Origin of the sequence: Cytobacillus massiliigabonensis (assembly GCF_900199725.1) — a bacterium.
In the GTDB taxonomy this organism is placed as follows: Bacteria; Bacillota; Bacilli; order Bacillales; family Cytobacillaceae; genus Cytobacillus; species Cytobacillus massiliigabonensis.
This window is the reverse complement of the sequence record NZ_LT904904.1, coordinates 2,429,145-2,453,675: the sequence shown is the minus strand read 5'-3', so window position 1 is coordinate 2,453,675 and position 24,531 is coordinate 2,429,145. Positions and strand designations below refer to the sequence as shown.

28 protein-coding genes and 1 other annotated feature are annotated in these 24,531 nt (G+C 35.1%); of the genes, 7 read left to right on the top strand and 21 right to left on the bottom strand.

All coding sequences use genetic code 11. The features are described 5' to 3' along the window. The 5 genes from C1726_RS23325 to argS form a co-directional block, all read right to left on the bottom strand. The coding region (locus C1726_RS23325; RefSeq protein ID WP_102275342.1) for an SRPBCC family protein at positions 1-309 on the bottom strand (309 nt) is incomplete at its 3' end. Positions 310-462: 153 nt separating this feature from the next. Continuing rightward, positions 463-918 (bottom strand): GNAT family N-acetyltransferase, encoded by a 456-nt coding sequence (locus C1726_RS23320; RefSeq protein WP_102275341.1) that lies wholly within the window; start codon positions 916-918, stop codon positions 463-465. Positions 919-957: 39 nt separating this feature from the next. Further along, a complete protein-coding gene (locus tag C1726_RS23315) occupies positions 958-1,683 on the bottom strand; it encodes a beta-ketoacyl-ACP reductase (protein ID WP_102275340.1) in 726 nt (241 codons plus the stop codon). 1,146 nt (positions 1,684-2,829) lie between these two features. After that, the gene (locus tag C1726_RS23305; RefSeq protein ID WP_102275338.1) at positions 2,830-4,062 is read right to left on the bottom strand and encodes an MFS transporter; all 1,233 of its coding nucleotides are present in this window, start codon (positions 4,060-4,062) and stop codon (positions 2,830-2,832) included. 38 nt (positions 4,063-4,100) lie between these two features. After that, entirely contained in the window at positions 4,101-5,789 is a 1,689-nt protein-coding gene (argS, locus tag C1726_RS23300) for an arginine--tRNA ligase (protein ID WP_102275337.1), read from the bottom strand. 47 nt (positions 5,790-5,836) lie between these two features. Beyond that, positions 5,837-6,051, bottom strand: a binding site (T-box leader). A gap of 183 nt (positions 6,052-6,234) precedes the next feature. On the opposite strand from argS, the gene C1726_RS23295 reads away from it, so the two are divergent. Then, the gene (locus C1726_RS23295; protein ID WP_102275336.1) at positions 6,235-6,702 is read left to right on the top strand and encodes a hypothetical protein; all 468 of its coding nucleotides are present in this window, start codon (positions 6,235-6,237) and stop codon (positions 6,700-6,702) included. Positions 6,703-6,791: 89 nt separating this feature from the next. Here C1726_RS23295 and C1726_RS23290 read toward each other — a convergent pair whose 3' ends face one another. The 4 genes from C1726_RS23290 to C1726_RS23270 all read right to left on the bottom strand — a co-directional run bounded on the left by C1726_RS23290 (position 6,792) and on the right by C1726_RS23270 (position 9,239). After that, complete coding sequence (locus tag C1726_RS23290) at positions 6,792-7,181, bottom strand: hypothetical protein (protein ID WP_102275335.1); 390 nt, start codon at positions 7,179-7,181, stop codon at positions 6,792-6,794. Between the two features lie 139 nt (positions 7,182-7,320). Further along, the gene (locus C1726_RS23285) at positions 7,321-7,785 is read right to left on the bottom strand and encodes a GNAT family N-acetyltransferase (RefSeq protein WP_102275334.1); all 465 of its coding nucleotides are present in this window, start codon (positions 7,783-7,785) and stop codon (positions 7,321-7,323) included. Positions 7,786-8,039: 254 nt separating this feature from the next. Then, positions 8,040-8,741 (bottom strand): class I SAM-dependent methyltransferase, encoded by a 702-nt coding sequence (locus tag C1726_RS23275; protein ID WP_102275333.1) that lies wholly within the window; start codon positions 8,739-8,741, stop codon positions 8,040-8,042. 36 nt (positions 8,742-8,777) lie between these two features. Continuing rightward, positions 8,778-9,239 carry a GNAT family N-acetyltransferase gene (locus C1726_RS23270; RefSeq protein ID WP_407642062.1) on the bottom strand — a complete coding sequence of 154 codons (462 nt, stop codon included), beginning with the start codon at positions 9,237-9,239 and terminating at the stop codon, positions 8,778-8,780. Positions 9,240-9,332: 93 nt separating this feature from the next. Between C1726_RS23270 and C1726_RS23265 the strand changes: the two genes are divergently transcribed. Beyond that, on the top strand, positions 9,333-9,785 hold the full coding sequence (locus C1726_RS23265) for a hypothetical protein (RefSeq protein ID WP_102275332.1): 453 nt from the start codon (positions 9,333-9,335) through the stop codon (positions 9,783-9,785). Between the two features lie 67 nt (positions 9,786-9,852). Here C1726_RS23265 and C1726_RS23260 read toward each other — a convergent pair whose 3' ends face one another. Then, complete coding sequence (locus C1726_RS23260) at positions 9,853-10,299, bottom strand: NUDIX hydrolase (RefSeq protein ID WP_102275331.1); 447 nt, start codon at positions 10,297-10,299, stop codon at positions 9,853-9,855. A 240-nt stretch (positions 10,300-10,539) separates the two neighbouring features. Between C1726_RS23260 and C1726_RS23255 the strand changes: the two genes are divergently transcribed. Then, complete coding sequence (locus tag C1726_RS23255) at positions 10,540-11,064, top strand: AAA family ATPase (RefSeq protein WP_102275330.1); 525 nt, start codon at positions 10,540-10,542, stop codon at positions 11,062-11,064. A gap of 166 nt (positions 11,065-11,230) precedes the next feature. On the opposite strand, the gene C1726_RS23250 is transcribed toward C1726_RS23255, so the two are convergent. Continuing rightward, complete coding sequence (locus tag C1726_RS23250) at positions 11,231-12,052, bottom strand: MBL fold metallo-hydrolase (protein ID WP_102275329.1); 822 nt, start codon at positions 12,050-12,052, stop codon at positions 11,231-11,233. 154 nt (positions 12,053-12,206) lie between these two features. Between C1726_RS23250 and C1726_RS23245 the strand changes: the two genes are divergently transcribed. After that, positions 12,207-13,013, top strand: coding sequence for an MBL fold metallo-hydrolase (locus C1726_RS23245; protein WP_235822831.1), 807 nt, complete (start codon positions 12,207-12,209; stop codon positions 13,011-13,013). Between the two features lie 72 nt (positions 13,014-13,085). On the opposite strand, the gene C1726_RS23240 is transcribed toward C1726_RS23245, so the two are convergent. The 4 genes from C1726_RS23240 to C1726_RS23225 form a co-directional block, all read right to left on the bottom strand. After that, a complete protein-coding gene (locus C1726_RS23240; protein WP_235822883.1) occupies positions 13,086-13,532 on the bottom strand; it encodes an SRPBCC family protein in 447 nt (148 codons plus the stop codon). 168 nt (positions 13,533-13,700) lie between these two features. Beyond that, positions 13,701-13,904, bottom strand: coding sequence for a hypothetical protein (locus tag C1726_RS23235; RefSeq protein WP_407642061.1), 204 nt, complete (start codon positions 13,902-13,904; stop codon positions 13,701-13,703). Positions 13,905-14,167: 263 nt separating this feature from the next. Beyond that, a complete protein-coding gene (locus C1726_RS23230; protein WP_102275326.1) occupies positions 14,168-15,409 on the bottom strand; it encodes a CynX/NimT family MFS transporter in 1,242 nt (413 codons plus the stop codon). Between the two features lie 247 nt (positions 15,410-15,656). Next, positions 15,657-16,229, bottom strand: coding sequence for a helix-turn-helix domain-containing protein (locus tag C1726_RS23225; protein ID WP_102275325.1), 573 nt, complete (start codon positions 16,227-16,229; stop codon positions 15,657-15,659). 204 nt (positions 16,230-16,433) lie between these two features. Here C1726_RS23225 and C1726_RS23220 point away from each other — a divergent pair, with 204 nt between their 5' ends. Beyond that, a complete protein-coding gene (locus C1726_RS23220) occupies positions 16,434-16,874 on the top strand; it encodes a GNAT family N-acetyltransferase (protein ID WP_102275324.1) in 441 nt (146 codons plus the stop codon). Between the two features lie 241 nt (positions 16,875-17,115). On the opposite strand, the gene C1726_RS23215 is transcribed toward C1726_RS23220, so the two are convergent. The 6 genes from C1726_RS23215 to C1726_RS23195 all read right to left on the bottom strand — a co-directional run bounded on the left by C1726_RS23215 (position 17,116) and on the right by C1726_RS23195 (position 22,196). Next, entirely contained in the window at positions 17,116-17,739 is a 624-nt protein-coding gene (locus tag C1726_RS23215; RefSeq protein WP_102275323.1) for a nitroreductase family protein, read from the bottom strand. 278 nt (positions 17,740-18,017) lie between these two features. Next, on the bottom strand, positions 18,018-18,161 hold the full coding sequence (locus C1726_RS26375; protein ID WP_165571608.1) for a hypothetical protein: 144 nt from the start codon (positions 18,159-18,161) through the stop codon (positions 18,018-18,020). A 102-nt stretch (positions 18,162-18,263) separates the two neighbouring features. Continuing rightward, a complete protein-coding gene (locus C1726_RS23210; protein ID WP_102275322.1) occupies positions 18,264-19,271 on the bottom strand; it encodes a ketoacyl-ACP synthase III in 1,008 nt (335 codons plus the stop codon). Between the two features lie 200 nt (positions 19,272-19,471). Beyond that, the gene (tatA, locus tag C1726_RS23205) at positions 19,472-19,663 is read right to left on the bottom strand and encodes a twin-arginine translocase TatA/TatE family subunit (RefSeq protein ID WP_102275321.1); all 192 of its coding nucleotides are present in this window, start codon (positions 19,661-19,663) and stop codon (positions 19,472-19,474) included. Between the two features lie 17 nt (positions 19,664-19,680). Beyond that, positions 19,681-21,396 carry a GMC family oxidoreductase gene (locus C1726_RS23200; protein ID WP_102275320.1) on the bottom strand — a complete coding sequence of 572 codons (1,716 nt, stop codon included), beginning with the start codon at positions 21,394-21,396 and terminating at the stop codon, positions 19,681-19,683. 47 nt (positions 21,397-21,443) lie between these two features. Further along, positions 21,444-22,196 carry a gluconate 2-dehydrogenase subunit 3 family protein gene (locus C1726_RS23195; RefSeq protein ID WP_102275319.1) on the bottom strand — a complete coding sequence of 251 codons (753 nt, stop codon included), beginning with the start codon at positions 22,194-22,196 and terminating at the stop codon, positions 21,444-21,446. A 112-nt stretch (positions 22,197-22,308) separates the two neighbouring features. Between C1726_RS23195 and C1726_RS23190 the strand changes: the two genes are divergently transcribed. Both C1726_RS23190 and C1726_RS23185 read left to right on the top strand, forming a co-directional pair. After that, positions 22,309-23,019, top strand: coding sequence for a hypothetical protein (locus tag C1726_RS23190; RefSeq protein ID WP_102275318.1), 711 nt, complete (start codon positions 22,309-22,311; stop codon positions 23,017-23,019). A 110-nt stretch (positions 23,020-23,129) separates the two neighbouring features. Beyond that, positions 23,130-24,499, top strand: a protein-coding gene (locus C1726_RS23185; RefSeq protein ID WP_102271266.1) for an IS3 family transposase whose coding sequence is annotated in 2 segments (ribosomal slippage) — positions 23,130-23,595 and positions 23,595-24,499 — 1,371 coding nt in all. Because the reading frame shifts where the segments join, the coding sequence is not laid out codon by codon here. Positions 24,500-24,531 lie beyond the last annotated feature (32 nt).

Sequence of the window (24,531 nt, the reverse complement as noted above, 5' to 3'; positions counted from 1 at the left end):
CCACCCGCCATGAATGAGAGTAAACTCTGTCTTTCCTCCTAGATCTTTCAAAATAAATGAAACGAGCCATCCATCTGTATCCCATGAAAATGAAAGCCGATTTGGTTCGTCTAGTTCTAATACCTTGCATGGAGATGGTCCAAAAGGAGATTGTAAATGAAATTCATGACCTACCTCAGGTTTAAAATCATTAGGCATAAACCATGACGCAATTCCTTCTGCATTTGCTACTTTATCCCACACCTTTTGAATAGGCGCTTCAATAATCACCTTTTGCTCAATATCTTTTACTTTATTTTGATTTGTCATAAAAAAACTCCTTCTTAGTAGATAATATAACACCTTTTGGTTTCGTTTTAAATGATATAACACCTTTTGGTTACATGTCAAGTATCTCTGCATTTAACCTATTATGCCCATATTAATAAAAAAAAGGAGCTGAGTAACAGCCCCATAAAAAGTCTATTTTATTTGTTTCTTGAAAGAAGTTAACGATAACTGTTCGTTTATATTAATTTCTCCTGTTTTTACAAAGCCAAATTTTTCATAGAATTGAACAGCTGGCATATTTTTTGAACCAGTTGATACGATTAGTGTTTTTGTCCCCATTGCATTTTTTTCGATATATTCTAATAGCTTCTTTGCAATTCCCTTTCGAAAATGGTTTGGATGTACCATTAGCCGGTGGATATCAATTTCATCCTTTTCTGACTTAAAGGACAGGACACCACATAACACTTCATTTATGTAATAACCAAAGAATGTTTCTCCACATTTCATCAACGCGGGGATTGTATCATTTAATGGCGGAATTTCTGAATAGCCGATTATTTCAGCTTCTATCTCGTATGATGGAATTTGAATATTAAATACATCTTCTGCAGCCATTTTATTAGTAATATCTATTTCTTTTATCAAAATATATACCTCTCTATTATACTAAATTTTTCAGATAAACTATTTCATCATTCCCCCATCAACACTAAGCACATGCCCATTGATAAAATCGGATTCATCTGATGCTAGGAATAAATACGCATTAGCAATATCCTCAGGCTTCCCTAGACGAACACTTGGTGTAATTAGTTTAATTTGCATGAGAATATGATCAGGAATCGTGCTAATCATGTCAGTCTCGATAAAACCTGGGGCAACTGCATTGACATTAATTCCTTTTCTCCCCAATTCTTTTGCCCATGTTTTTGTTAATCCGATGACACCTGCTTTTGCAGCTGAGTAGTTCGTTTGTCCAAAATTCCCCCCCACACCTGCGATAGAGGAAGTATTGATGATTTTTCCTTTCCCTGCCTCCAGCATAATTGGAAGGACGGCTTGTGTACAATGAAAGACACCTGTTAGATTCACGTCAATCACTTTTTGGAAATCCTCAATCGTCATTTTTCGTAAGGTTGCATCTCTTGTAATACCTGCATTATTAATTAGAATATCTATTTTTCCAAATGCTTCGATTACACCTTGGATTGCAAGATCGATATTTTCTCTATTAGCTACGTCCGCCTGAAAAAATAGAACGTTATTGCCATTTTCATGTTCTTTTCCCGCTTGTTCATTAAAATCGACAATTGCTACATTTGCACCTTCCCTAGCAAAAAGTTTAACAGCTTCTAAGCCAATACCGCTCGCCCCTCCGGTAATTACAGCTGTTTTCCCATTTAGTCTCATATGAACCACCCTTTTTAATGTTAAAATTCTGAATTTATGCAATTCTAGTTTAACATATTTATAAAAGGAGATTGTGATTAAATAGTAGAAGAAATTTGGTGCTATAGCTAAAATAAATTTTTATGGCTACGGATTTTTGTTCCAAGTTAAAATTTGGCCGCCACGAAAACCTCTTAGAGACTAGTTTTTATACGTTCTGAAATTCCGGGCGCCATGAAGCGCTCTTGGCGACCGGTTTTCATTCATACGGAAATTTCAGGCGCCATAAAGCGCTCATAGCGTCCGATTTTCATTCGCACGGAAATTTCAGGCGCCATGAAGCGCTCATAGCGACCGGTTTTCATTCACTCGGAAATTCCAGGCGCCATGAAGCGCTCATAGCGACCGGTTTTCATTCACTCGGAAATTCCAGGCGCCATGAAGCGCGCATAGCGACCGGTTTTCATTCACTCGGAAATTCCGGGTGCCATAAAGCGCTCTTAGCGACCAATTTTCATTCACACGGAAATTCCGGGCGCCATGAAGCGCTCTTGGCGACCAATTTTCATTCACACGGAAATTCCGGGCGCCATGAAGCGCTCTTAGCGACCAATTTTCATTCACACGGAAATTCCGGGCGCCATGAAGCGCTCTTAGCGACCAATTTTCATTCACACGGAAATTCCGGGCGCCATAAAGCGCTCTTAGCGACCGATTTTCATTCATACGGAAATTTCAGGCTCCATAAAGCGCTCATAGCGACCGGTTTTCATTCATTCTGAAATTCCGGGAGCCATAAAGCACTCTTGGCGACCGATTTTCATTCGAACGAAAATTTCGGGCGTCATGAAGCACTCTTGGCGACCGGTTTTCATTCATTCTGAAATTCCGGGCGCCATAAAGCACTCATTGCGACCTGTTTCCATACGTTCTGATATTCCGGGTGCCATGACCGCCTCCTAGCAACCGTATAAAATATAAAAATCATTATCAAACTAAAAAAAATGCTTGGAAATTAAGTAACGACCCCCGAAAGTTAGTGTAATAACTCTAATTTTTTGGGGTAACCACCAATTATCCAAGCATTTTTACGCATTATCATTACGATTTCGCTTACGAATGGGTTTGTTTATTTAATCTTTCCCTAAACTATTTGAACTATTTAATTTAAGAAGCGTTTACTTTGTTAGTCTCTAAAGACGATCCAAGACCTTTAATATAGAGATGAATAAAGCCATAAAGAGCTGAAAGCAACAATAAACCGCCTGACAAAATGTAAATGAATCGAACACCAATAAGGTCTGTTAAAGCTCCAATTCCAATAACTGAGAACATAAATATTAACTGAACAAGTGTTGAGCGTGCAGCAAGTATTTTCGTCAATATTTGATCATCTGCTACACTATTTTGAAACATGGTTTCCTGTGCCAAGTCTCTCAATTGATACGCAGGACCCATTAATAGGACAAGAACTAATGCTAGATATGGCTGAGAGACAAATCCATAAATAAACGTGAGCAATCCAAAAAGGAAAGACCCCGCCAGCATAAAGATTGTTAAACGGCCTTGCATCCATTTTGAAAATCGAAATACAATTAAGCCACCCAAAATAGTGCCTAAATAATAACCGCCATTTATATACCCCCACCAGGTTTCATCTTGCCCTAATGCCTCCTGTGCGAAGGTTAATGTGATGGCCCCAATCCATATCGTTCCAACCCATGCTTCCATTAAATCCATGATGACTAAGATCCTTAATCCCTGATGGTGAAAAAGAAGTTTCCATCCTGAGGTTATCCTTACAAAAAAACCCTCCTGGGAATGAATAATCATTGGATTGTTTACTTTCACAAAAAATAAACTAATGATTGAGATGATTAGCAATCCAAATGTGATCACAAAAGCGGTTTCTTTCCCTAAAAAAGCAAGCAGCATGCCTCCAAATGTCCATCCTGCAAATAAAAAAGTTTGATCCACACTTGATATAAGGCTATTTGCTTTCACCCTCATGTTTTCATTGACAATCCTTTTTACTAAAGAGCTTTTAATTGGCGAAAAAAAACCATTAAAAAACGAAATAACCGCTAATATGATAAAAGTAATTACTAAAATACCTGTCGTCAGTTCTTGTTGAAAGAGAATAAATAATCCTGCCAGCAGCAGAAGCTGACTTATTTGCGAAAATATTATCAAATGTGCAGGCTTGTATTGGTCAGATACTGCTGGTAAAATAAGCCCGCTTCCCATACGTGCGATGACACTTACTAATGTGACTGCTGCAGACAACGCTGTGGAGCCTGTTTCATTATATAAATGTAAAACTACGATCATTGTATACAATGCAAATCCTAGATTTGTTGAGGTTTGACTGAATAATAATGAATAAAAGGAACGGTTCAATGGATAACACCTCTTCAGTAATATGAAAAGTTTAACATTTACATTTCTGTTGGTGCTTTAATGCCCAGTAGTCTTAACCCCTCTTTTAGAACAATTTGAACTGCAAACACTAATGATAATCTCGCTTGTTTATGTTCTAGTTCAGCTAAAATACGAACCGAGCCATAGTATTTATTAAATGCCTTGGATAGTTCAAGTACATATTTAGCAATTTGGGATGGATCATATTCTTCAAATGCTCTCTTAACGGCAGTTGGAAAAGCCATAAGATTTTTTATTATTGCCCATGCTTCATCATCTGAAAAGGTAAATTCCCCATTCCTTTCCTTATATTTCCCCTTTTTCAAAATTGAGGTTGCACGTGCATGTGTGTATTGAACATATGGACCGGTTTCTCCTTCAAACCGCAGCATGTCATCCAAGGAAAATTCAATATCATTTAATCGATAGTTTTTTAAATCATGAAATATCACTGCGCCTACGCCAACCTGCCGGGCAACTGACTCTTTATCTTCAAGCCCAGGATTTTTCTCCATAATGCTCCTCTTGGCTAGATTTATCGCATCATTTAATACTTCCTCCAAAAGCACAACTTTACCCTTACGTGTAGACATTTTCTTCCCATCTTTTAGCATCATCCCAAAAGGTATATGCTTGAGTCCTTCATGCCATGAATAATCCATTTTCAGCAGCACTTCAAATAATTGTCTAAAATGGAGCGTTTGTTCATGCCCCACAACATATAATGACTGAACAAATCCGTAGTGGTTTTGCCGATAAATCGCCGCTGCTAAATCACGGGTTGCATAGAGTGTGGTTCCATCTTTTTTCTTAATTAAACAAGGTGGTAAATCTTTATTTATTTCAACTACTTTTGCACCATCCGATTCTTTTAATAACTGCTTTTCCTCGAGCAGCTGAACTACTTGATCCATTTTGTCATTATAAAAAGCTTCCCCATGAGTTGAATCAAAGCGTACACCTAATAATGCATATATTTTCGAAAACTCTTTTAATGATTCATCTCTAAACCATTCCCATAGTTCGATAGCTTCTTCGTTTCCTTCTTCCAGCTTCTTAAACCACAGTCTCCCTTGATCATTAAAACTAGGGTCCTGTTCTGCCTCCTCATGAAATTGAACATACAATTTTAACAGCTCTTTGATCGGATTTTCTTTTACCTGTTGTTCTTTTCCCCACATTTTGTAGGCTACAATTAACTTTCCAAACTGGGTACCCCAATCACCTAAATGATTAATTCTAATTGCCTTGTACCCGCATTTTTCAGCTATGAGTGCAAGTGCGTTCCCAATTACTGTAGAACGTAAATGTCCCATAGAAAAAGGCTTTGCAATATTGGGTGATGAAAAATCGATCGTAATTACATCCTGATTGCCAATATTTACTTCTCCATATCTTTCTTTTTTTGAGATCACTTCTTGAATCGTTAATGAGGATGCTTCATTTTTATTTAAAAATACATTGACATACCCATTCACTGCTTCAGCACTCTGAAAAAGGTTAGACAGCTTCATATTTTCTATTAGTTCAAATGCAATGGTCTGTGGTGACTTACGGTATATTTTCGCTAATTCAAAACATGGAAATGCCAAATCGCCCATATTCGCAAATTTAGGTATTTCAATCATATTCATTAACTTACCTTTTTCGATATGGTCTTTTAACTGATCGTACAAGACTTCTGCAAATGCGACTTTATAATTCATTCCTCTTTCCTCCCTAAAATAAAAAAATCCCGTCCCTTTTCCGAAGAAAAAGAGACGGGAGATTTAATTAACCCGCGGTACCACTCTACTTGTTTGATGAAAACCACTCCATTTGATAACGGGGCTCACCCCGGCTTTCCCTACATTCATTCAGGAAAGCATCTCCAAAGTGCGGTTCATTATCTGCTCCGTAATCAGGCTTCCACCATCCCTGACTCGCTTTGACGTTACAAATAACTACTCTCTTTGTCATTGATTTTAAAGAAGTATTTCAAATTATTATAGCCTTTCTTATCAAAATTGCAATACTTATTTGTATATTTAAATAACAAAATTTCCATCAACCGTTTAAAGTAATTTTATCTAGAACGGGGATAATATATCTATTCTTTTAATAACATACGTATTAGATTTTAGAAATAATTTTTGAATAAAGGGTGATAAAATGTATCAAGCTGGTATTAGTATATCCTTGTTCATCCTATCATGGATCTCAGTTATTTTTCTTCCAAATAAAAAACAAGTGTTCATCAAATATTTACCTGTTACCTTATTTTCCTCCATGATCCTAATAGGAGAAATTTTTCTTTTTACTTCCTATAAACTTTGGAAGGTAAAAGGAAATCAGAAAAAGATGCTTCATACTGCATTACTACTTGTTTTTGGTCCGTATCTTGCACTAAATATTTGGTTCTTTTATTTATCAAAAGGAAAGTTTCTCATATATGCTTTGATTAATATAGTGGCGGATTTGATTTATGCTTTTCCTATCATATCACTATTTAGAAAGATTAAATTCTTTAATATAAAAGTGAAATCTCGCTACTTTTTTCTATTAATTATGGCTGACGCTTTTTTAAATTATGGCTTTCAAAGGATTTTTGAAAGAGTTTACAAACCAAACAATGAATAATTTGATTTGTTTCAGCAAAAAGCAACATTTTAATTAAGCGTAAAATAGTAATATGCGTAATCCTATTTGTATGGTTATTTAACTTTCTCTTATCTTCCTTGATCGTTCTTTAATCCCCTAAATGTTTTCACATAAACAAGCAGGAGAAATAAAAATATTGAATACAGAAAAACAATCCCCATCGTTAAATAAGCGTCTACTTTAGTACTGATAGGCGGATAGCCACTGTGGGCATTAATATGGTCTTCACCGGCTGCATAGCCTAACCAAGTGCCATATAATGTAACAACTAATAGGATACAAGCGACTACAGCTTTTTTATGTAAAATCAAATGAAAGAAAGACTCTTTGAATGCCACCCTAAATAATTGACTTTTCGGGTGATCTGTTTTGTTTGAAGATTTTTGAAAAGGGACTAAAAAATATGTGAAGAGTACACTAAAAACAAGAAGCATAATTATTACCTCAGAGAAATTCATATTTACACCCCTGATTATAATATTTCAAAAAGAACACTTAATAAGCTTTATACTTTGTTAACACTAGTCCTATTTGTCCAACTGGAACAAATTCACTAATTGAACATTCATATCCATTATAGTATATTCCAAATCAGATTTAATATATTTTCCTTTCAAATACTTTATAATGTGTAGAATTGGGATAGTAATTATCCTTTATAAAACCATGTGCAGTATAGAATCGATCCCCTTGGATGGTATCTGTATGGAGTACCAAAACTTTAAAATAATGATTTGCTTCTATAATTATTTTAGTTAGAAGCATACTCCCAATTCCATTTCTTCGATACTCTTTACAGACATAAAAACGCCGAAGCCTGCCAATTAATTCTTCAGCAGAAAAAGGATCTATATTTAAGCCGCCAATAGCCACTATTTTATTTTTCTTGTTAAAAACACCATACAATGCTTCACCAAATTTATTAAAGGTATTCGTTCCATTCATATAATCATGAATTAATCTATTTAAGAAACGAAAACCTTCACAATTACTTTCATCTACCAACTCTGCTAGACCAGTAATATTCAGATTATTTATCTGCATTACTTTAAAGTTATCCATCTTGCCTCCATAATCATTTAGAAACATCTATATGAGAAACTTTTTAATTCAAAAATGGGATGCTGTTAATTACAGGTTCCTCATATGGATGAATCCTTTTTATAATATTTTTCACTTCATCAATATTTTTGAGTGAACAACTAAACTCCATTTTACATTCAGTCACAAAAGAAATCTCGCCAATGCTCCCATTTAAAGGCTTAGATTCATGCAATGGTCTCCTAATCTTCTTGTCTATTAACATCCATTTAAAACTATTTTTGAAATAGAGCAACCATTAACCCTGATACGCCAAAAGTATTATCCTGCTGCTTACATGCCTCCATATTCCTAATTTCTATTACCTTAAAATCTTTAAATATCGCCTTTAACTTTTCTTCTGTATACCCTAATCCACCTTCAAGGCTTAGCAGTCGATAGACATCCCAATCCGATATATCTGCACCGCCTAATTCGCCGCCTTGGACAAAACACGTCAGTGCAAAAAATCCATTCGGTTTTAAGGCTCTTTTTACTAAATCTATATAGCTCATTCTTCTATGTGGAGCAATATGATGAAAGCAGCCTGAATCATACACAATATCATATGCCCCCTCCTCAATGTCTAATTCAAAGATGTTAGCTTGGATGAAATTAACATTAACATTGTTTTCAATTGATCTTTCTTTCGCCCATTTTAGCGATTCAATCGATAAATCTACTGCATCAACACTGCAGCCTTTTTTCGCAAAAAAAATAGCATTTCGTCCAGGGCCACAGCCTAATTCTAAAATCTTTCCTGTTCTGAATATATCTTTCTCAAAATAACGAACTAAATTTTCATCTGGTGAATTGACAAAAAAAGGAATACCCTTTTCACGATTAGAATAAAAATCATTCCAAAATTTCGATGGCTCTCTTAATAAAGAATCTAACATCAATAATAAATCGTCATAATTAAGTATAGTTTCTTTCAATTATTATCCCTTCTTTTCAATGAATTGTTTTCTTATTCATTTTGGATACTTTACCCACTCATATTGAATATCAGGTAAATTTTCTTCATTTTCATGTCCTCTTCCTATCACTTTGAATCCTTGCTTTTCATAGAATCCCTGAGCTATGTCGTTAACTTCGAATGTGTACAATGTTAATCTTCCGTTTGATTGTTCTTTTACCTTATCCAACAAAGATTGACCAATACCAATTCCTTGAAACTCTTTATGTATATAGAGCTGATTTATTTCTCTTTCATTATATGCAATCATTCCAACTACTTTTTCATCCATAAGCGCTAAGTCTACTTGAAAACGATCAATTAATATATGGTTTAAAAAATACAAGTGATTTTCAAAACTATGATTTTCTTTTTGACCAATCGCTAATTCTTTGCTTTCACGCCACATTTCTACTGTTTGTATTGCATACTTAGGGGCAAATCCTATAATTTTGATATTGTTTCGTTTCACATGCATTCCTTCCTCCTCTACAATCTAGGCAAAAAAAATTTATTTATCATTTATCCCAAACTTGGATAAATTAAATAAAAGACAAATATGAGGTGTTTTATGAAACGAAGTATTATGGTTATATTCGTACTGACTTACTTGGTTATAAATCCATCTTTAATAAAGGCAAATAGCATGCCTTGCAGCATAGTTTTAGAGCCAGTAGATCATACTCTGACAAACGCAAAAGGAGCCGCATTGATTTATAAAGTACAATTACACCCGCCAAGTTTTCCACGAACAAATATAAGTATTCTCGCCGTTCACCTCCCAGCACCCGCAACCTATGGCAATTACGATGGCTATGATGGTTTTGCTTATATTCCTGAAGAAATCAGCTGGCGCTTCAGGCTATATCCAACACCAGAAGAAGAAAATCCAACTTGGGCAGGCAGATTTGACTTAATTACAGCAAAAATGGAGAATGTCAATGTTCAGGTTAGACTATCTAATTCCAAGACAAATAAATTAGGACCTAGAATTTTAACAAACCATGTTCAATCCTGTAAATAGATTTCAGGAACCACCTATAGCCTTATCACAAAGTGGTTCCTTTTTTTCAAGGAGATATTCTTTTATCTTAAAGTACTTTATATATAAGCTCCTCATTTTCTCTGTCAGAAAACTCTACATAAAAGGGTTGAACACGATCATCCAAACAGTATTCTATTCTTTGTCTAAAATTCTTCCAAGTTACCATTTCTAACGCTTGTTTTATTGGAAAAAATCCTACTTCTAAACTCTCTGGGCTAGTAGCAGGGGCACCGCCAATGGCTTTACCCAAGAACAGCGTATTGCAGATAGATCGATCAACATTTTGAAATAACCCACAAAATTTCGTCACTTCGATTTCAATGCCTGATTCTTCTTTTGTTTCCCTGATAGCTGCTTCTTTAAGTGATTCCCCTTCTTCCACTTGTCCGCCAGGCATCTCCCAGCCTCTTCGCGGTCCTTTAATTAATAAAATTTCTCCTTGATCATTCAATACGATTGCCGCTGCTGAAACAATATGCTTCGGTGGGTACATATGGAAAACCTCCCTTTTTATATTATTTTCACTATTATTGGTATGATCTTTTTTAATATTTGGATTTACTTTTCCTTCCTCAATTTTCCTTACAAAATAGAATATGTTCCCAAAGAATAGTACGTATGATAAACTTATTTTATCAGAATTTTCCAAATGAACAAGCGAGCTCTGAATTGGGGGAGAAGATTAATAATTGAATTCTACTAAATCGCCGTCATTCATCGAGGAGGCTAAAATATGTTTTTTGTTCAAATGTCAGGTTTCCCTGGCTCAGGTAAATCTACACTTTCAAGGCAAATAGCAAAGCAGACTGGGGCAGTAGTTATTGATCATGATATTGTTAAATCAGCTTTATTGGAAAGCATAGAGGATACTGCTATTGATACAAAATTAGCTGGTAAAATTTCATACAATATTGATTGGTCTTTAATAGAGTTTCTGTTATCAGAAGGGCAGAGTGTTATATTTGATAGCCCTTGCTTATATGAAGAAATGATAGAAAAAGGAACAAATTTAAGTGAAAAATACAACGCAAAATATAAATATGTTGAATGTTACCTAGACGATATGAACGAAATTAATTTTAGATTAAAAAATCGCGAAAGAATGATAAGCCAGATTAAAGAGATAAAGTCTAAAGAATCATTTATGTTTACTATCGAAAATAGTAAAAAACCATCTGATTATGAAAGCTTAGTTGTTTCCACTAATCAAGAATTAAAATATTATATTCAGGATGTATTGGATTACATAAATAGATGATTATTCATCTCGGTTGCTTTAATAGAAAAATGGAACTATAAACATAATGTAGTTCCATTTATTAATTAAGTATTCTGCAATATTTTTAATATATATTTATTAAATAAAAAACCGCACTCGATTTACGAGAATCAAATACGGTTTCAAAATATATTACCTTCTAATATTACGTATTAAATAATTCTCCATTTAATGCATCTACATACCTTTTTGCCGACTTCTGAACAGATATTTTCGCATTTTCTTTTACAACACGATGAAAAGCATTATATATACGGTCAAATGTTAATTTAGTTACGCTGTTTGCAATCTCCTGCACTTTAGCTGCAGGGAGTGGGATTAGGTTAGGATAGCTATACATAAAACTCACCCATTGATTGTCTGCGACAACTTGGATGATATCACCTGTTAGTAATATCCCCTTTTTCTCATTCCCATGTTTCCATTCCAATACTGCTCCACCTTTAAAATGTCCACCTAAACGATGAATGACTAATCCCTTATGCAATTCAAGACTTTCACCTGACCAAAAAATTATCTTATCACTTGGTCTCATTACCCACTCTTTATCATCTTCATGGATATAAATAGGTACATCAAATGCTTCTGCCCATTCAACTTGGGTTGAATAATAATGAGGGTGAGATAAGGCAATAGCATTGATTCCACCTAACTCTTTAATTTTACTAATAGTCATATCATCAAAATAGGTTATGCAATCCCATAACAAATTAAAACCATCATTTTGAACAAGATAAGCCGTTTGACCAATAGCGAATGCCGGTGATGTTGTTAGGCTATGTAAACCTTCTTCTTCTAAACTAATAATATTTTGATAGTTCTCTTTAATCATAGTTTCTAAAGTAATCCAAGATTGTCCATTCGAATGTACATATTGTCTCTCTTCATTACAAATCACACATTGTTCTGGTGCATTGTTTGAACCTTCATACTGAACCCCACAAGTTACACATATATAATTCTGCAAAATTCTACCTCCTATTAGATATATATTCCAATAATAAATAATTTTCTGTCATCCTGGAAGTAAATTGCTTATATATTTTTAATATTTGTAATGAATCGATATTCATTTTGAGTTAAAATTTAACAAAATGGAGGTTAACGGGAGGTGCTTTACATTGTTATTAAAAAGGAACTTCAAACAGCAGTCGATAAAAGGAGTTCAAATCGGAAACGGCTCAGTAGCTTTTCAAGGGATACAATTAAATGTTCATTGCTTTGTTGTTGACGGGGTTTTAATTGATACAGGAGCAAAATCATTAGAAAAGCAATTTGTCCCATTTTTCAAGCAACAGAAAATCACTAAAGTTGTAATTACTCATTTTCACGAAGACCATACGGGGTGTGCGGCCTTTCTGCAAAAAGACTTGCAGCTGCCTATTTATATGAATAATAAAATGCTTGATTACTGTAAAAAGAAACCTGATTATCCAATGTATCGAAAATTATTTTGGGGAAAACGAAGCCCTTTCCACGCCGAGGCAATCGAAGAAACCTTTTTATCTAGCCATGCAACATGGGACGTAATTGAGACACCTGGTCATGCCATTGACCATTTGGCTTTTTTGAATCGCGAAACCGGTCAGCTATTCACTGGGGATTTGTATTGCCAGGAAAAGACCAAGGTCATATTACGTGAGGAAAGCATTCCTACGATTATTGAATCTCTTAAGAGAATATTAACCTATGATTTTGAAGATGTATTCTGCTGTCATGCTGGCTATTTAGAAAACGGGCGAGCTGCTTTACAAAGAAAGCTAAATTTTTTATTAGATCTCCAAGAAAAAGTGATCAGACTTTATGACGATGGAATGACACCAGCTCAAATGAAAAATACCCTTTTTCCAAAAAAGTATCCCATCACCCTGCTCTCTTCAGGGGAATGGGATTCCATACACATCATAAATTCAATTATTCAGAAGTAAAATAATGGCAGCCTCCTAAAATTTAATTATTATCTATATCAGAAGGCTGCCAAACGATTAGTTGGCATTCATTTAATGGACTAAAGAAGCTCTCAAATTTTTTACATCATTTTCTAAATAGCTTTTTAAACAAGATAGCATGTAAACCCAGCCGCCTTTTTGATCAGTCATCATATTTACAACTTCTGGGTCCTCTTCTTTGAAACCTGATTCACTTATTTCAATTATTGTATTCATCTTCTCCAACTCATTTATTGTAATGGTAACAATCGTTTCATTATCATGTTCCGCTCCCCACTTAAATACGATTTTCTTGTTACGATCGATTTCTATTACATTTATAATCCCTTCAGCATCATATTCCTCATATCTCAATGTAATCATCTTTCCTTCTTCCCATCTTTCCGAACTGGAAGAAAACCAAAAATTACCAATTTTCTCTGGATCTACAATCGCCTCAAATACCTCCTTGGCTGATCTATATATTCTAAACTTTGTTGTAATTTGTGTTTCCAAAATGGATCATCTCTCCTTTAAACTCATTTTTTGTTATAATAATAAATCTCATTTACAGTTAATCCCCATTAACTTTGGCTAATGCAGCTTCTCTCCCTTCATAGCTCTCCTAAGTTTATTTTACTACAAATAACTAATTATCCTTAGTTTTTCCTGCCAAACTTTTAATTCTTACTTTTTAAACATAAATTTTTCAAACCTTTCTTTACCAAATGCCATATCCTTTATTTTAAATTGGTTATTTAAAATAGGTGTTTCCAGAGGCTTACATCCGTATTGAATAAATGTAGGTTCTAAAATTTTTGTAATTTCCCTCCTTACAACTTCAGCATTTGGCAAGTAATCCTGTGTACCTTTTACATTTTGAACATTCATTTTCAGTGACCTCCTCTATTTTTGGGTAAAATAAAAAACCGCACTTGATGTAAGTATAGAACTTAATCAAATACGGTTTAATGATAAATAGCCTTCCTATTTGCGATTTTACAAATCGTATAGCAAGGCTATTCCATATGATAATGTAATTGAGACAACGAAATAATTTTGATAAAAGCAAACATTTTATCCACCTCTAATTTCCAATTAATTTATCATATTTTCAGATAAACAGCAAATAATTAATAAATAAATTTTTCATCCTATTTACTAGACCCAATAAAGCAATTCCTAGCAGCACCTAGTCCGAATAAAAAGAGCAAGAAAGATGCACCAACCAAGATAGTAAGCGGGATCGTCCAGCTATTGGTTGCATCATGGATATATCCAAAGAGCGTTGGACCAATAGCAGCAAGCAGGTAACCGACTGATTGTGCCATACCAGAAAGCTCTGCTGCTTGATGAGAATTTTTTGTGCGTAAGCTAAAGAACATCATTGCTAAACTAAAGGCAAAGCCTCCGCCAATACCTAATAAAATTACCCACAAAACAATTAAGTTTGAACTGCCGTAAAGCAATCCAAGTGTTCCAGCTAAAAACAAACCTGACGTAATAGTAACTAGGGAACGCTGACTTGACATTCGTCCAGCGATGACAGGAACGATAAATGTAAATGGAAGCAAAGCTAACTGCATAATAGTGAGGAGCCACCCAGATTGATCCGAACTTATTCCTTGTACCTTTAAAATTTCAGGCAGCCACGCGATAAGTACGTAAAAAAGCAGGGATTGTAAGCCCATAAACAATGATACTTGCCATGCTATTGCGGATGACCATACATTTACTCTGCTGATTTCTCCTTTGTTATGAACATTGCTTGTACTCCGATTGGGGCGTTTCATTTGCGGCAGCCAAGTTAAAATGGATACAAAACTTAAAATCCCCCATATCCCCAATGCACCTTGCCAGCCAAATCCTAAATGAATGGCAATAGGTACACTAATACCAGAGGCAGCTGCTCCTAGCAAGTTCATAGAAATAGAATACACACCAGTCATTAAGCCGATTTTTGTCGGGAACTCTCTTTTTATAAGACTTGGCAACAATACATTACAAACAGAAATAGCTAAACCAATGACAGCTGTACCGATATATAATGTTGCTGCTCCAGATAAAGAACGTATGATAATTCCAATTGTAAGAATAATGATGGATGCGAAAATAATAAGTTCCATTCCAAATTTTTGTCCTAACCTAGGTACAATAGGTGAGAATAACGCAAAAGCAAGCAATGGCAATGTCGTAATCATCCCAGCCAAAGTATTTGAAATTTGCATAGAATCCTTTATAAAACCTACTAATGGTCCTACCGAAGTTAAAGGAGAACGTAAATTTACTGCAATAAATATGATTCCTACAATTATTACCCAAACCGCTGTTGATTTCCGGTCATTTGGGGCTGACTTGATTTCCTGTTCTATCGTTGCATGTTTTGTTGTACTCATGGTGTTTCCTCCAGATGCTTGGATAATTAATGAATCTCTGCTTAATAGTTAATAAAGTATTGATTTCAGTATTCTAGCTAAAAAAATAAATTATATTTTACTTAAATATCGATATAGCATACTATAGTATATCATTCATAATAAGTCTATGTTTTTTTATTCTCAGACTGATTCAATGAATATCAAAAGAACAGCCCTCTATCTGTTTTTGACAGAGGGCTGTTTCGCGTTTTCAATACAATAATATTTAGTTGCCATATTTTAATATGATATGGAGAACTACAACTTCGTTTGAATCATTTGTATAAGAATGTTTCCCGTCTGCACGGAAACTAATTGAATCATATTGGTTTAAAATGTAGGATTCATTATTAACTTGAATGGAAATGGTACCTGACATGACTGTTGCTAACTCTGTTGTATTCTGGTGATGTTTTTCCGGAAAGTATGAGCTATTTGGCTGTAAATAAGCCCGATACATTTCCATTTCATTATTCGTATTTTGAAAAATCGGCTCAATTGCCCAATTATTCTCCTCTCCAGAAATCCTTAATCCTTTTCCAGCACGGGACAGATGTACGCTGTTATCCTCATTAGAAAATAATGACATGAGAGGAATCGATAAGCTTTTCGAAATCTTCCATAACATTCCTATTGTTGGATTTGTTTCTCCACGCTCAATGTTTCCAAGTGTTAGTTTACTCACTCCCGATAATTCCGATAAATCCTCAAGACTCCAATTCTTTTCTTTACGGAGTTTTTTAAGTACCGCTCCGACTTTAAGTACGACTTGTTTTTGTTCATCTTGTCCTTTATTCATTTTATCCTCACTTTAAATTGTCATTGATGTACCCAAAACATGTTAGAAGTAATTACCTATATTATAAATTACAGAAAATAAGAAACAAATTTTTTTACCTTTAATAAAAAATGCAGTTACATATAAAAGAAGGATTAATAGAATAAACCTTGAATTAATTAATAATTAGTTCATTTCATTCATGTAAATATTGGGAGGTACAGTATGATAGAAATTAGAAAAATTGAGCCAGAATTGACGTACAATATTAGACATTCCGTATTACGTCCTCACCAAACATTAGAAGACTGCAAATATGAAACAGACCACGAGGATGGTGCCTTTCATGTTGGAGCTTTTTATCAACGAAAACTAATAAGTATTGGATCATTTTGCATCGAGAAAAACCCTGATTTCCAAACGGAAATGCAGTATCGATTAAGAGGAATGGCAACCCTAGAGTCGTTTCGAAAGTTAGGTGCCGGGAGTTCTCTTATTTCCTATGCAGAAGATTCCATAAAAGGACAAGGCTTTGACCTGCTATGGTGCAAAGGAAGAACAACAGTACAGGGGTATTATTCTAAATTAGGTTTCGAAGTTCATGGGAAAGTTTTTGACTACCCCCCTATTGGTCCACATATTATTATGGTTAAACAATTGAAATAAATAAAAAGCAGCATCTATTTTAAAGATGTTGCCTTTCAAATTTTAGTTAGAATTTATAATCCATTAAATTTCTGGAATTTAAGCTTTTAGAATTATGTATTAATCTAACTCTCTAACGTCAAGAGAAAGAATAATTTCTTGAACGTTTTCGCTATGTCTCTCATCATAGATTAGCAACAATCATTGTACACCCATCATTAGTTTCTTCATTATTTTACATCACTTGTTAACATTTGGAATTTTAGATGTAAGTGACAAATTCACTAACAGGTTTCCGATAGCCCCTTGGTTTCCTGCTTGAAACCTTTTCTTTCCCTACTGTAATCATCAATGCAACCTCATATTGTTCATCAATCCTCAATAAATCCTTTATCTCCTCTTGATCAAATCCAATCATCGGACATGTGTCCCAGCCTTTTTCCTTGGCTGCTAACATAAATAGCATGGCTGATAGCGATGCATTTCTGATTGCTTCTTCTCGTTGAAATTCTGCCCCTCTTGATTCATAGAATGAGACTGTATCATTAACCATATGATCATATTCTTGTTTATTTACTATACCTAATAGCTTTAAACCTTCATAAATCTCAGAAGCCTGCTGATAAGCTTTTTTATCCCCAACTACAAAAATTACTGCGGAGGCACTTGATACTTTATATTGTCCATTTGCTGCCTTCCTTACTTCTTCTTTCAAATCAGGTTCCAAAACAGTTATATATCTTGTATGCTGTAAATTAAAAGCTGATGGACCGAGCTTAACTAATTCAAAAATTTCATTTAGTTCTTTCTGACTGATTTCTTGATCTGGTAAAAAGTTATTTGCTGATCGTCTATCCTGTACCAATTCTACAAAATCCATTCCCATTCTCCTCATATTAAAGGTTTGTTGTTTCATATATAATAATGCGTATAAAAAAGGTTTATCTTCAAGTAACTATGTCCAAAACAATTATCTTTAATTAATATATCTTTAATTCAAGATAATTGTAATACTTATATTTACTCTAGTCAATAACTTTTTGACAAAACATATTTCGATTGTTCATTTTTTTAATCCTTTGTCTTTCCTTTCCAATCAAATCGATCATTAACTTTGAACAAAAGAAAACCAGTTAACAAAAAGGTCAACTGGTTCATTACATATTACTTTAAATCAACTTTGGGATTCGTATTAAATTTTCCATTTTTATTTTCTTTCTCGCGGCCGTGAATTTGATCTCCACCATTTCCCTTTTCCTTTACTATCTTTCCGCCTAAACTAACATTTTGAAAGTCTTTTTCTGTCAAAACATTCACCCCCAATAATAATAAAATGTCCATTAATTATGGAAATTATTGAAGGAAGATAAGGTTTTGTGAATACACAATATTTTTTGATTAAAAATACTATTAAAAAGGTTTAGGTGTATTCAATTGCTCATCAAAATTGATTTCTAAAAGTTGTCCCGCGTGAACCAACCCAGATCCAAAACCATACATGAGAACTCTATCTCCATTTTTAACTTTTCCCTCTCGAATTCCTAGATCAAGAGCCAATGGAATGGTTGCTGCAGACGTATTTCCAAAGTTGACTAAACTGTATAGTGTTTTTTCCAATGGGAATTCTAATTTATCACAAATTGGTTCAATTAACCTTAAGTTTGCACTATGAGGGATAAACCAATCAATTTGATCTATACTCGTTTGAGTTTTTTCTAAAATTCGCCTAACACTATCAGGAACATTTCTAACAACCCAACGAAAAACTTCTCTCCCATTTTGCACAAGAAATTGCGTATCAATTAATTCAATTCCATTAACCTTACTTGATAATCCTGAACGGTAAACATGTTGTGATCCGCTTCCATCACTTCCAAGATGGAATCCAATAAAGCTTTTTGATTCTTCATCTCTTTCAACTAAAACTGCACCAGCTCCGTCACCAAATAAAATACATGTACTTCTATCTGTATAGTCTGTAATTTTCGAAAGTGTATCTGCACCGATCACTAATACCTTTTTGTGATGACCACTGGAAATTAAGCTATGGGCTGTATGCAAGGCATATACAAATCCAGCACAAGCAGCACTTAAATCGATTGCTCCTGTTTGAGAAATCTTTAACTGATTTTGGATGATACTTGAAACTGACGGGAATGGAAAATCTGGTGTACTTGTTGCTACTATAATCATATCTACATCTTCAACTTTTTTATTGAATCTATACATTAAATCCTTTACAGCGGATACACATATATCACTTGTAAATTCATCTGGACGGGTTATTCTGCGTTCATGAATGCCTGTTCTTTGAATTATCCATTCATTATTCGTTTCGACCATTTGTTCTAGCTCAAAATTAGTTAATGTTTTTTCGGGAACGAATGTCCCTATTGCTGTAATTCTTGCCCCTATCATTTATTACACCTCAGATCATTTTTAGAAGTTAATCATAGTACCTAGTACTAATTATAGCGATTAATTTTGAATAAATGCAAATATTTACCTTTGTTTCTGCCCTCTAGGACAATAACATAGTTGTCCGAAACAAAAAAACACCCTTTAGGGTGCTTTCTTTTAACGCAAAGTAATAACAAAAAATGAATTCTTTAAAAGCTTTAAGAATTTTCCTTTTTACTTGTTTTCATATTATCCTCTTCATCATCAATAATAGAGGTAGCTGTCCGTTTGAATTCAGATAAAGTCTTTCCAAACGCAGATCCGATTTCTGGAAGTTTTTTTGGACCAAAGATGATTAATGCAATAATTAAAATCAATATTAAGCCAGGAATTCCTATGTTTGATAACATATTGCCCCTCATTTCTTTTAAGCTAGGATACCGCCTTTTTGTTTATAGGACAAAATACCTTCTGCCGCCCGATAAGATAACGCTCCAACTGTGCCAGTTGGATTATAGCCGCCATTATGGGCAAATGCTGTTGCACCGATGACAAATACATTTTCTGCATCCCACATTTGCATATAATTATTAACAGCCGATGTATTTGGATCTGCTCCCATAATGACTCCTCCGGTATTATGTGTAGATTGGTAAGTCGTAATATCGTAAGGACCTAGCTCATCCATTGAATCAATTTGGTCTGCACCCATTTCCTTCATAATTTCTACGCATTTGTCGGTTAAATACTTAGCTAACTGCCGATCCTGTTCCTCAAAATCATACGTGATTCGAATAAGCGGATCCCCAAATTCATCCTTATATGTCGGATCAAGATCTAAATAATGATGTTTAAATGGCATACTTGATCCTTGTCCTCCCACAGATAGCGTTCGATTTGCATATTTAATCGAATTTGCTTTAAACTCTTTCCCCCATAAAGGAGTACCTTTAGGAACCTTGTTATTGGAAATCGGCCTTAATCCTGTTTGAGAAATAGCAATTGAGCCCCCGTGAATAAAATTTAAATTGGAATGATCAAAGTTATCTCCATTAAAATCATCAATCACCATACCAAGTGAACCAGCACCAGCAAAGGTATTAAATTCTTCCTTTTCAAAGAAACCAGTCGCACTGCCCTTTTGTACCTGGTAAGCATAATTTTTCCCAATAACTCCTGTCCCTGTCTTCGGATCGTATGGACGACCGATACCTGATTGCAATAATAACCTAACATTATTAAACACATAGCTTGTTAACACAACAATATCTGCTGGCTGTTCAATCTCTTCTCCTGTAGTTGTATCTACATATAATACGCCAGTTGCCTTATTGCCTGTCTTTAAAACTCGACGAACATTGGAATGCGTGCGAATTTCAAATTTCCCTGTCTTCTTGGCTACTGGAAGAACAGTAACTACGGGATCAGCTTTTGCCCCATATTCACACCCAAACCGCTCACAATAAGCACAATATTGACAAGCCGCTCGCGATACTCCGTCAGGATTTGTATAAGCTTCAGAAAGATTTGCTGAAGGACGATTGTATGGATGTAGCTTTAAATTGGTGGCAGCCTTCTTGAATTTTTCAAGCACTGGTGTTGTCTTCATCGGCGGCGTCGGATAAGGACTGGACCTTTTCCCGCCAAGAGGATTTTCTTCCCCTGAAATGCCTGCCATTTTTTCAAACTTATCAAAATATGGCTCCAACTCATCATAAGTAATGCCCCAATCTTGAATGGTCATATCCTTGGGAATCTTTTTTTCCCCATATCTTTCAATTGTTTTGCTGCGAATTTCAAAATCATAAGGAAGAAAGCGGTATGTTTGCCCATTCCAGTGAACACCGGATCCTCCTAGTCCATCCCCTAATAAAAAGGATCCGTATTGCCGCATTGGCAGCGCGCGGATTTTTTCATTTCCGCGGAAGGTAATCGTCTCCCTCGAAAGATCTTGCATCAGCTCATACCTTAGCGCATAACGAAGCTCATCATGCACCATAAAGTAATCCTCTGTTTTTCGTTCCTTTCCTCTTTCTAAGCCGACGCAATTTAAGCCTTTTTTTGTTAGTTCGGCTGCAATAATCCCGCCTGCCCAGCCAACACCAACGATGACAACATCAGTCTTTGGTAATTTTTTTGCCACTTCATACACCTCTTTCATAGACATTTAGTACATTCATCTAGGTGCAATTAATGTCCTAGGTGGTCCCTTAAACTTACTGGCGGAATCACAGTGAATTTTTTATCGATGACATCTGTATAGGCCATTTGACTGCCTGGATAATTCCGCATTTTCCAGCCCTCCATATTACGGTTTCCACTGTATAATGGATCACTGTAGGCCCCTTCTAATGTGCTGCTCCTTAGCATATTAAAAAATCCGCTTGCAGAAATTGTCGTAAGGTTTACCTTGTCCTCTGCAAAATCTGTTAAAATATCATCTTGTTCCTCTTCATTTAGTTCAATAAAATTCTTTTTATACTTCGTTAAACTGTGATTTTGCAGTTCTCGTAAACCAATATCAAATATTTCACGACGCCTAATTCGCCCTTGATACCCTTGAACCTTTTCGCCTTTAAAAAAAGGAGGCTGCATGTATTCCCTAGAATTAAAGCCCCAATCCCCACTTAACTGGTGATCAATAAAGTAGGCTACTCCTAACTCTTTTGCCCCAGGTCCATTATCATCGGCCGGAAAAATGCGCTCAGTTGCTGATTCAACCATTCTGAACTGCTCTTGAGTAAAATACATTAATGCTAAATTATAGTTTTCAGTCTTCTTGTCGCTCTTTACTTTTCCTTCATTAGTTTTTTCTTTAAATGGAATTAAACTTCCTAATGCACCGCCTACGGCCAGGCCGCCAAGTGCTATACCAGAACTTTTGAGGAATCTTCTACGCGTGAGGGATTCATTGTTATCCTGTTCTTTGGTGTTTTCTGGCATTAAATCCACCTCCTACATTTTAAGGATAGATTGCCCCAAAAAAATTTTATTCATACGTAAAAAAAAGTTGGGCATGATAACAATAAATCTAAATTTTTCGAGGTGGAAAAAAATGAAAATAATATGGAAAAATACGTTCTTATTTAGCGGGATCTTATTCCTTACTGCATGCACGGGCCAGCCAAATGCACTTGATGAAACGGTTAAAGCGGAAGTGGGACAGAAGCATGGGGCACATGAAACAAGTGTCTATGATTCAAATGTGTCTACAAGAAATATAAATGATGGCTTAATTATTCCAAGTGAAAACGGAGAAAAAAGGCAGACAACTGATGAACATGGAGGAACCTCTCATGGTACAGGAACTAATGTATATAGCTTGATAGGAAGCTCAGGTTTGCATGATGGAGGGATATCTTCTCATCTTGAATCAAGATTAGGCGGTGAAGGAATTAACGGAATAAAAGTGTTTGTTTTAGATGATACTGTCATCCTGGCACGTGCAACTCCAGAGGTGACTTCCACTCAATACGATTCCATGCAGCAACACACCCTAAAAGGTGTCGATGGCATGTCAAGAAAAGATCAAAACCAAAAAGAGCCGGCTAAAAATCCTGTTCAGGAAGAGGATGATAACCTCATAAAAGCTAAAAGTTTTATGAACAAGGTCTTCAATGGCAATGTTCAGACATTAACAGTAACAAATCCTGCAGCGGTTAAGCTGATTGAAAAGATTAAAAATGATATAAAGGCGGACGCCGTACCATATGATGAAGTATCAAAGGATATTATTACTCTAATAAAAATGACAAAGGAAAAATAGAAAACTTATCTAATGATTTCCTAATATTTTTAATAACAAAAAAAGCAGAGACAGATCTGAACTGCCCCATAAATGTTAGACATCAAACTAACATTTATGGGGGTTTTTTAATGGCTAAATTTACTGCAGAACAAAGGATTCTAATTGTTTCAAGGTATTTAAATGGGAATGAATCTATCAATGAGATTGCGCGGGAGGTTCAGGTAAAACCAACTATTTTGAGTGGATGGATTCGCCTATACGAACAACATGGCATTGAAGCTTTTCTAAAAAGCTATACAAGTTATTCAACTCAGTTTAAAATGGATGTACTAAATTATATGATCGAAACGGGTACATCTTCTATTGATACAGCTGCGATATTTAATATTTCTTCTCCTGGAATGATACGAAATTGGAGATTAAAGTTAAATCGAGATGGATTAGACGCCCTACAACCAAAGAAAAAGGGGCGACCATCTATGAAGAAAGAAACAAAGAAAATTGATTCAAAGAAAGAAACACCAAAACTAGTTGAAGATACGGTAGAAGTACTACAAGCGAAAATTGAGCGTTTAGAAATGGAGAATGCCTACTTAAAAAAGTTGAACGCTTTAGTTCAAATGCAGGAAAAATTACAAACAAAATCAAAGCGCAGGTAATTTTTGAACTAAAGCATATGTATGAAGTTGTAGATTTAGTTGAAGTCGCTGACATTCCACGTAGTACGTATTATTATTGGGAGAAAAAATTAAATCAACCTGATAAATATGCGAACGTAAAAGAAAGTATTAAAGAGATTTTTCATGAACATAAGGGTCGTTATGGACACCGTCGGATCACGAAAGAACTAGAGAAACGAGGGTTTAAACACGATAAAAAAACCATCAATCGTTTAATGAATGATATGGACTTACTATGCTTAGTCCGCATGAAAAAGTACCGTTCTTATAAAGGTAATGTGGGAAAAGTTGCTCCTAACATCCTAAACCGTGATTTTTCTGCAGAGAAAGTGAATCAAAAATGGGTAACCGATGTGACGGAATTCCACCTATTCGGTGAGAAACGTTACCTCTCTCCAGTACTTGATTTGTGTAATGGTGAAATCATTGCTTATAACGTCATGAAACGTCCTGTTTATAAATTGGTCGGAGAAATGTTAGTCCAAGCAATAGAACGTCTTCAGCCAGGAGAGCAAGTGATTCTTCATTCAGATCAAGGCTGGCATTATCAAATGAAACAATATCAAAAAACATTAGAACAGCACCAAATTACGCAGAGTATGTCTCGAAAGGGAAACTGTTTGGACAATGCAGTCATGGAAAACTTCTTTGGCTTATTAAAGTCCGAACTCCTTTATCTACAGGATTTTGACAGTATAGAGCATTTTGAAAAGGAATTAGCTGATTATATTCACTATTACAATCACAAACGAATGAAGGCAAAATTAAAAGACCTGAGTCCGGTGGAATACCGAACTCAAGTCTTAAAAGTTGCATAAAATTATTTGTCTAACTTTATTGGGTCAGATCA

What these genes read in the sequence shown, in the direction of transcription:
- C1726_RS23315 (WP_102275340.1), bottom strand. Translation starts at nt 1,683, where the DNA reads ATGAGACTAAATGGGAAAACAGCTGTAATTACCGGAGGGGCGAGCGGT.
- argS (WP_102275337.1), bottom strand. Translation starts at nt 5,789, where the DNA reads ATGAATTATAAAGTCGCATTTGCAGAAGTCTTGTACGATCAGTTAAAA.
- C1726_RS23295 (WP_102275336.1), top strand. Translation starts at nt 6,235, where the DNA reads ATGTATCAAGCTGGTATTAGTATATCCTTGTTCATCCTATCATGGATC.
- C1726_RS23290 (WP_102275335.1), bottom strand. Translation starts at nt 7,181, where the DNA reads ATGAATTTCTCTGAGGTAATAATTATGCTTCTTGTTTTTAGTGTACTC.
- C1726_RS23285 (WP_102275334.1), bottom strand. Translation starts at nt 7,785, where the DNA reads ATGGATAACTTTAAAGTAATGCAGATAAATAATCTGAATATTACTGGT.
- C1726_RS23270 (WP_407642062.1), bottom strand. Translation starts at nt 9,239, where the DNA reads ATGCATGTGAAACGAAACAATATCAAAATTATAGGATTTGCCCCTAAG.
- C1726_RS23265 (WP_102275332.1), top strand. Translation starts at nt 9,333, where the DNA reads ATGAAACGAAGTATTATGGTTATATTCGTACTGACTTACTTGGTTATA.
- C1726_RS23260 (WP_102275331.1), bottom strand. Translation starts at nt 10,299, where the DNA reads ATGTACCCACCGAAGCATATTGTTTCAGCAGCGGCAATCGTATTGAAT.
- C1726_RS23255 (WP_102275330.1), top strand. Translation starts at nt 10,540, where the DNA reads ATGTTTTTTGTTCAAATGTCAGGTTTCCCTGGCTCAGGTAAATCTACA.
- C1726_RS23235 (WP_407642061.1), bottom strand. Translation starts at nt 13,904, where the DNA reads ATGAATGTTCAAAATGTAAAAGGTACACAGGATTACTTGCCAAATGCT.
- C1726_RS23230 (WP_102275326.1), bottom strand. Translation starts at nt 15,409, where the DNA reads ATGAGTACAACAAAACATGCAACGATAGAACAGGAAATCAAGTCAGCC.
- C1726_RS23225 (WP_102275325.1), bottom strand. Translation starts at nt 16,229, where the DNA reads ATGAATAAAGGACAAGATGAACAAAAACAAGTCGTACTTAAAGTCGGA.
- C1726_RS23220 (WP_102275324.1), top strand. Translation starts at nt 16,434, where the DNA reads ATGATAGAAATTAGAAAAATTGAGCCAGAATTGACGTACAATATTAGA.
- C1726_RS23215 (WP_102275323.1), bottom strand. Translation starts at nt 17,739, where the DNA reads ATGGGAATGGATTTTGTAGAATTGGTACAGGATAGACGATCAGCAAAT.
- C1726_RS23210 (WP_102275322.1), bottom strand. Translation starts at nt 19,271, where the DNA reads ATGATAGGGGCAAGAATTACAGCAATAGGGACATTCGTTCCCGAAAAA.
- tatA (WP_102275321.1), bottom strand. Translation starts at nt 19,663, where the DNA reads ATGTTATCAAACATAGGAATTCCTGGCTTAATATTGATTTTAATTATT.
- C1726_RS23195 (WP_102275319.1), bottom strand. Translation starts at nt 22,196, where the DNA reads ATGCCAGAAAACACCAAAGAACAGGATAACAATGAATCCCTCACGCGT.
- C1726_RS23190 (WP_102275318.1), top strand. Translation starts at nt 22,309, where the DNA reads ATGAAAATAATATGGAAAAATACGTTCTTATTTAGCGGGATCTTATTC.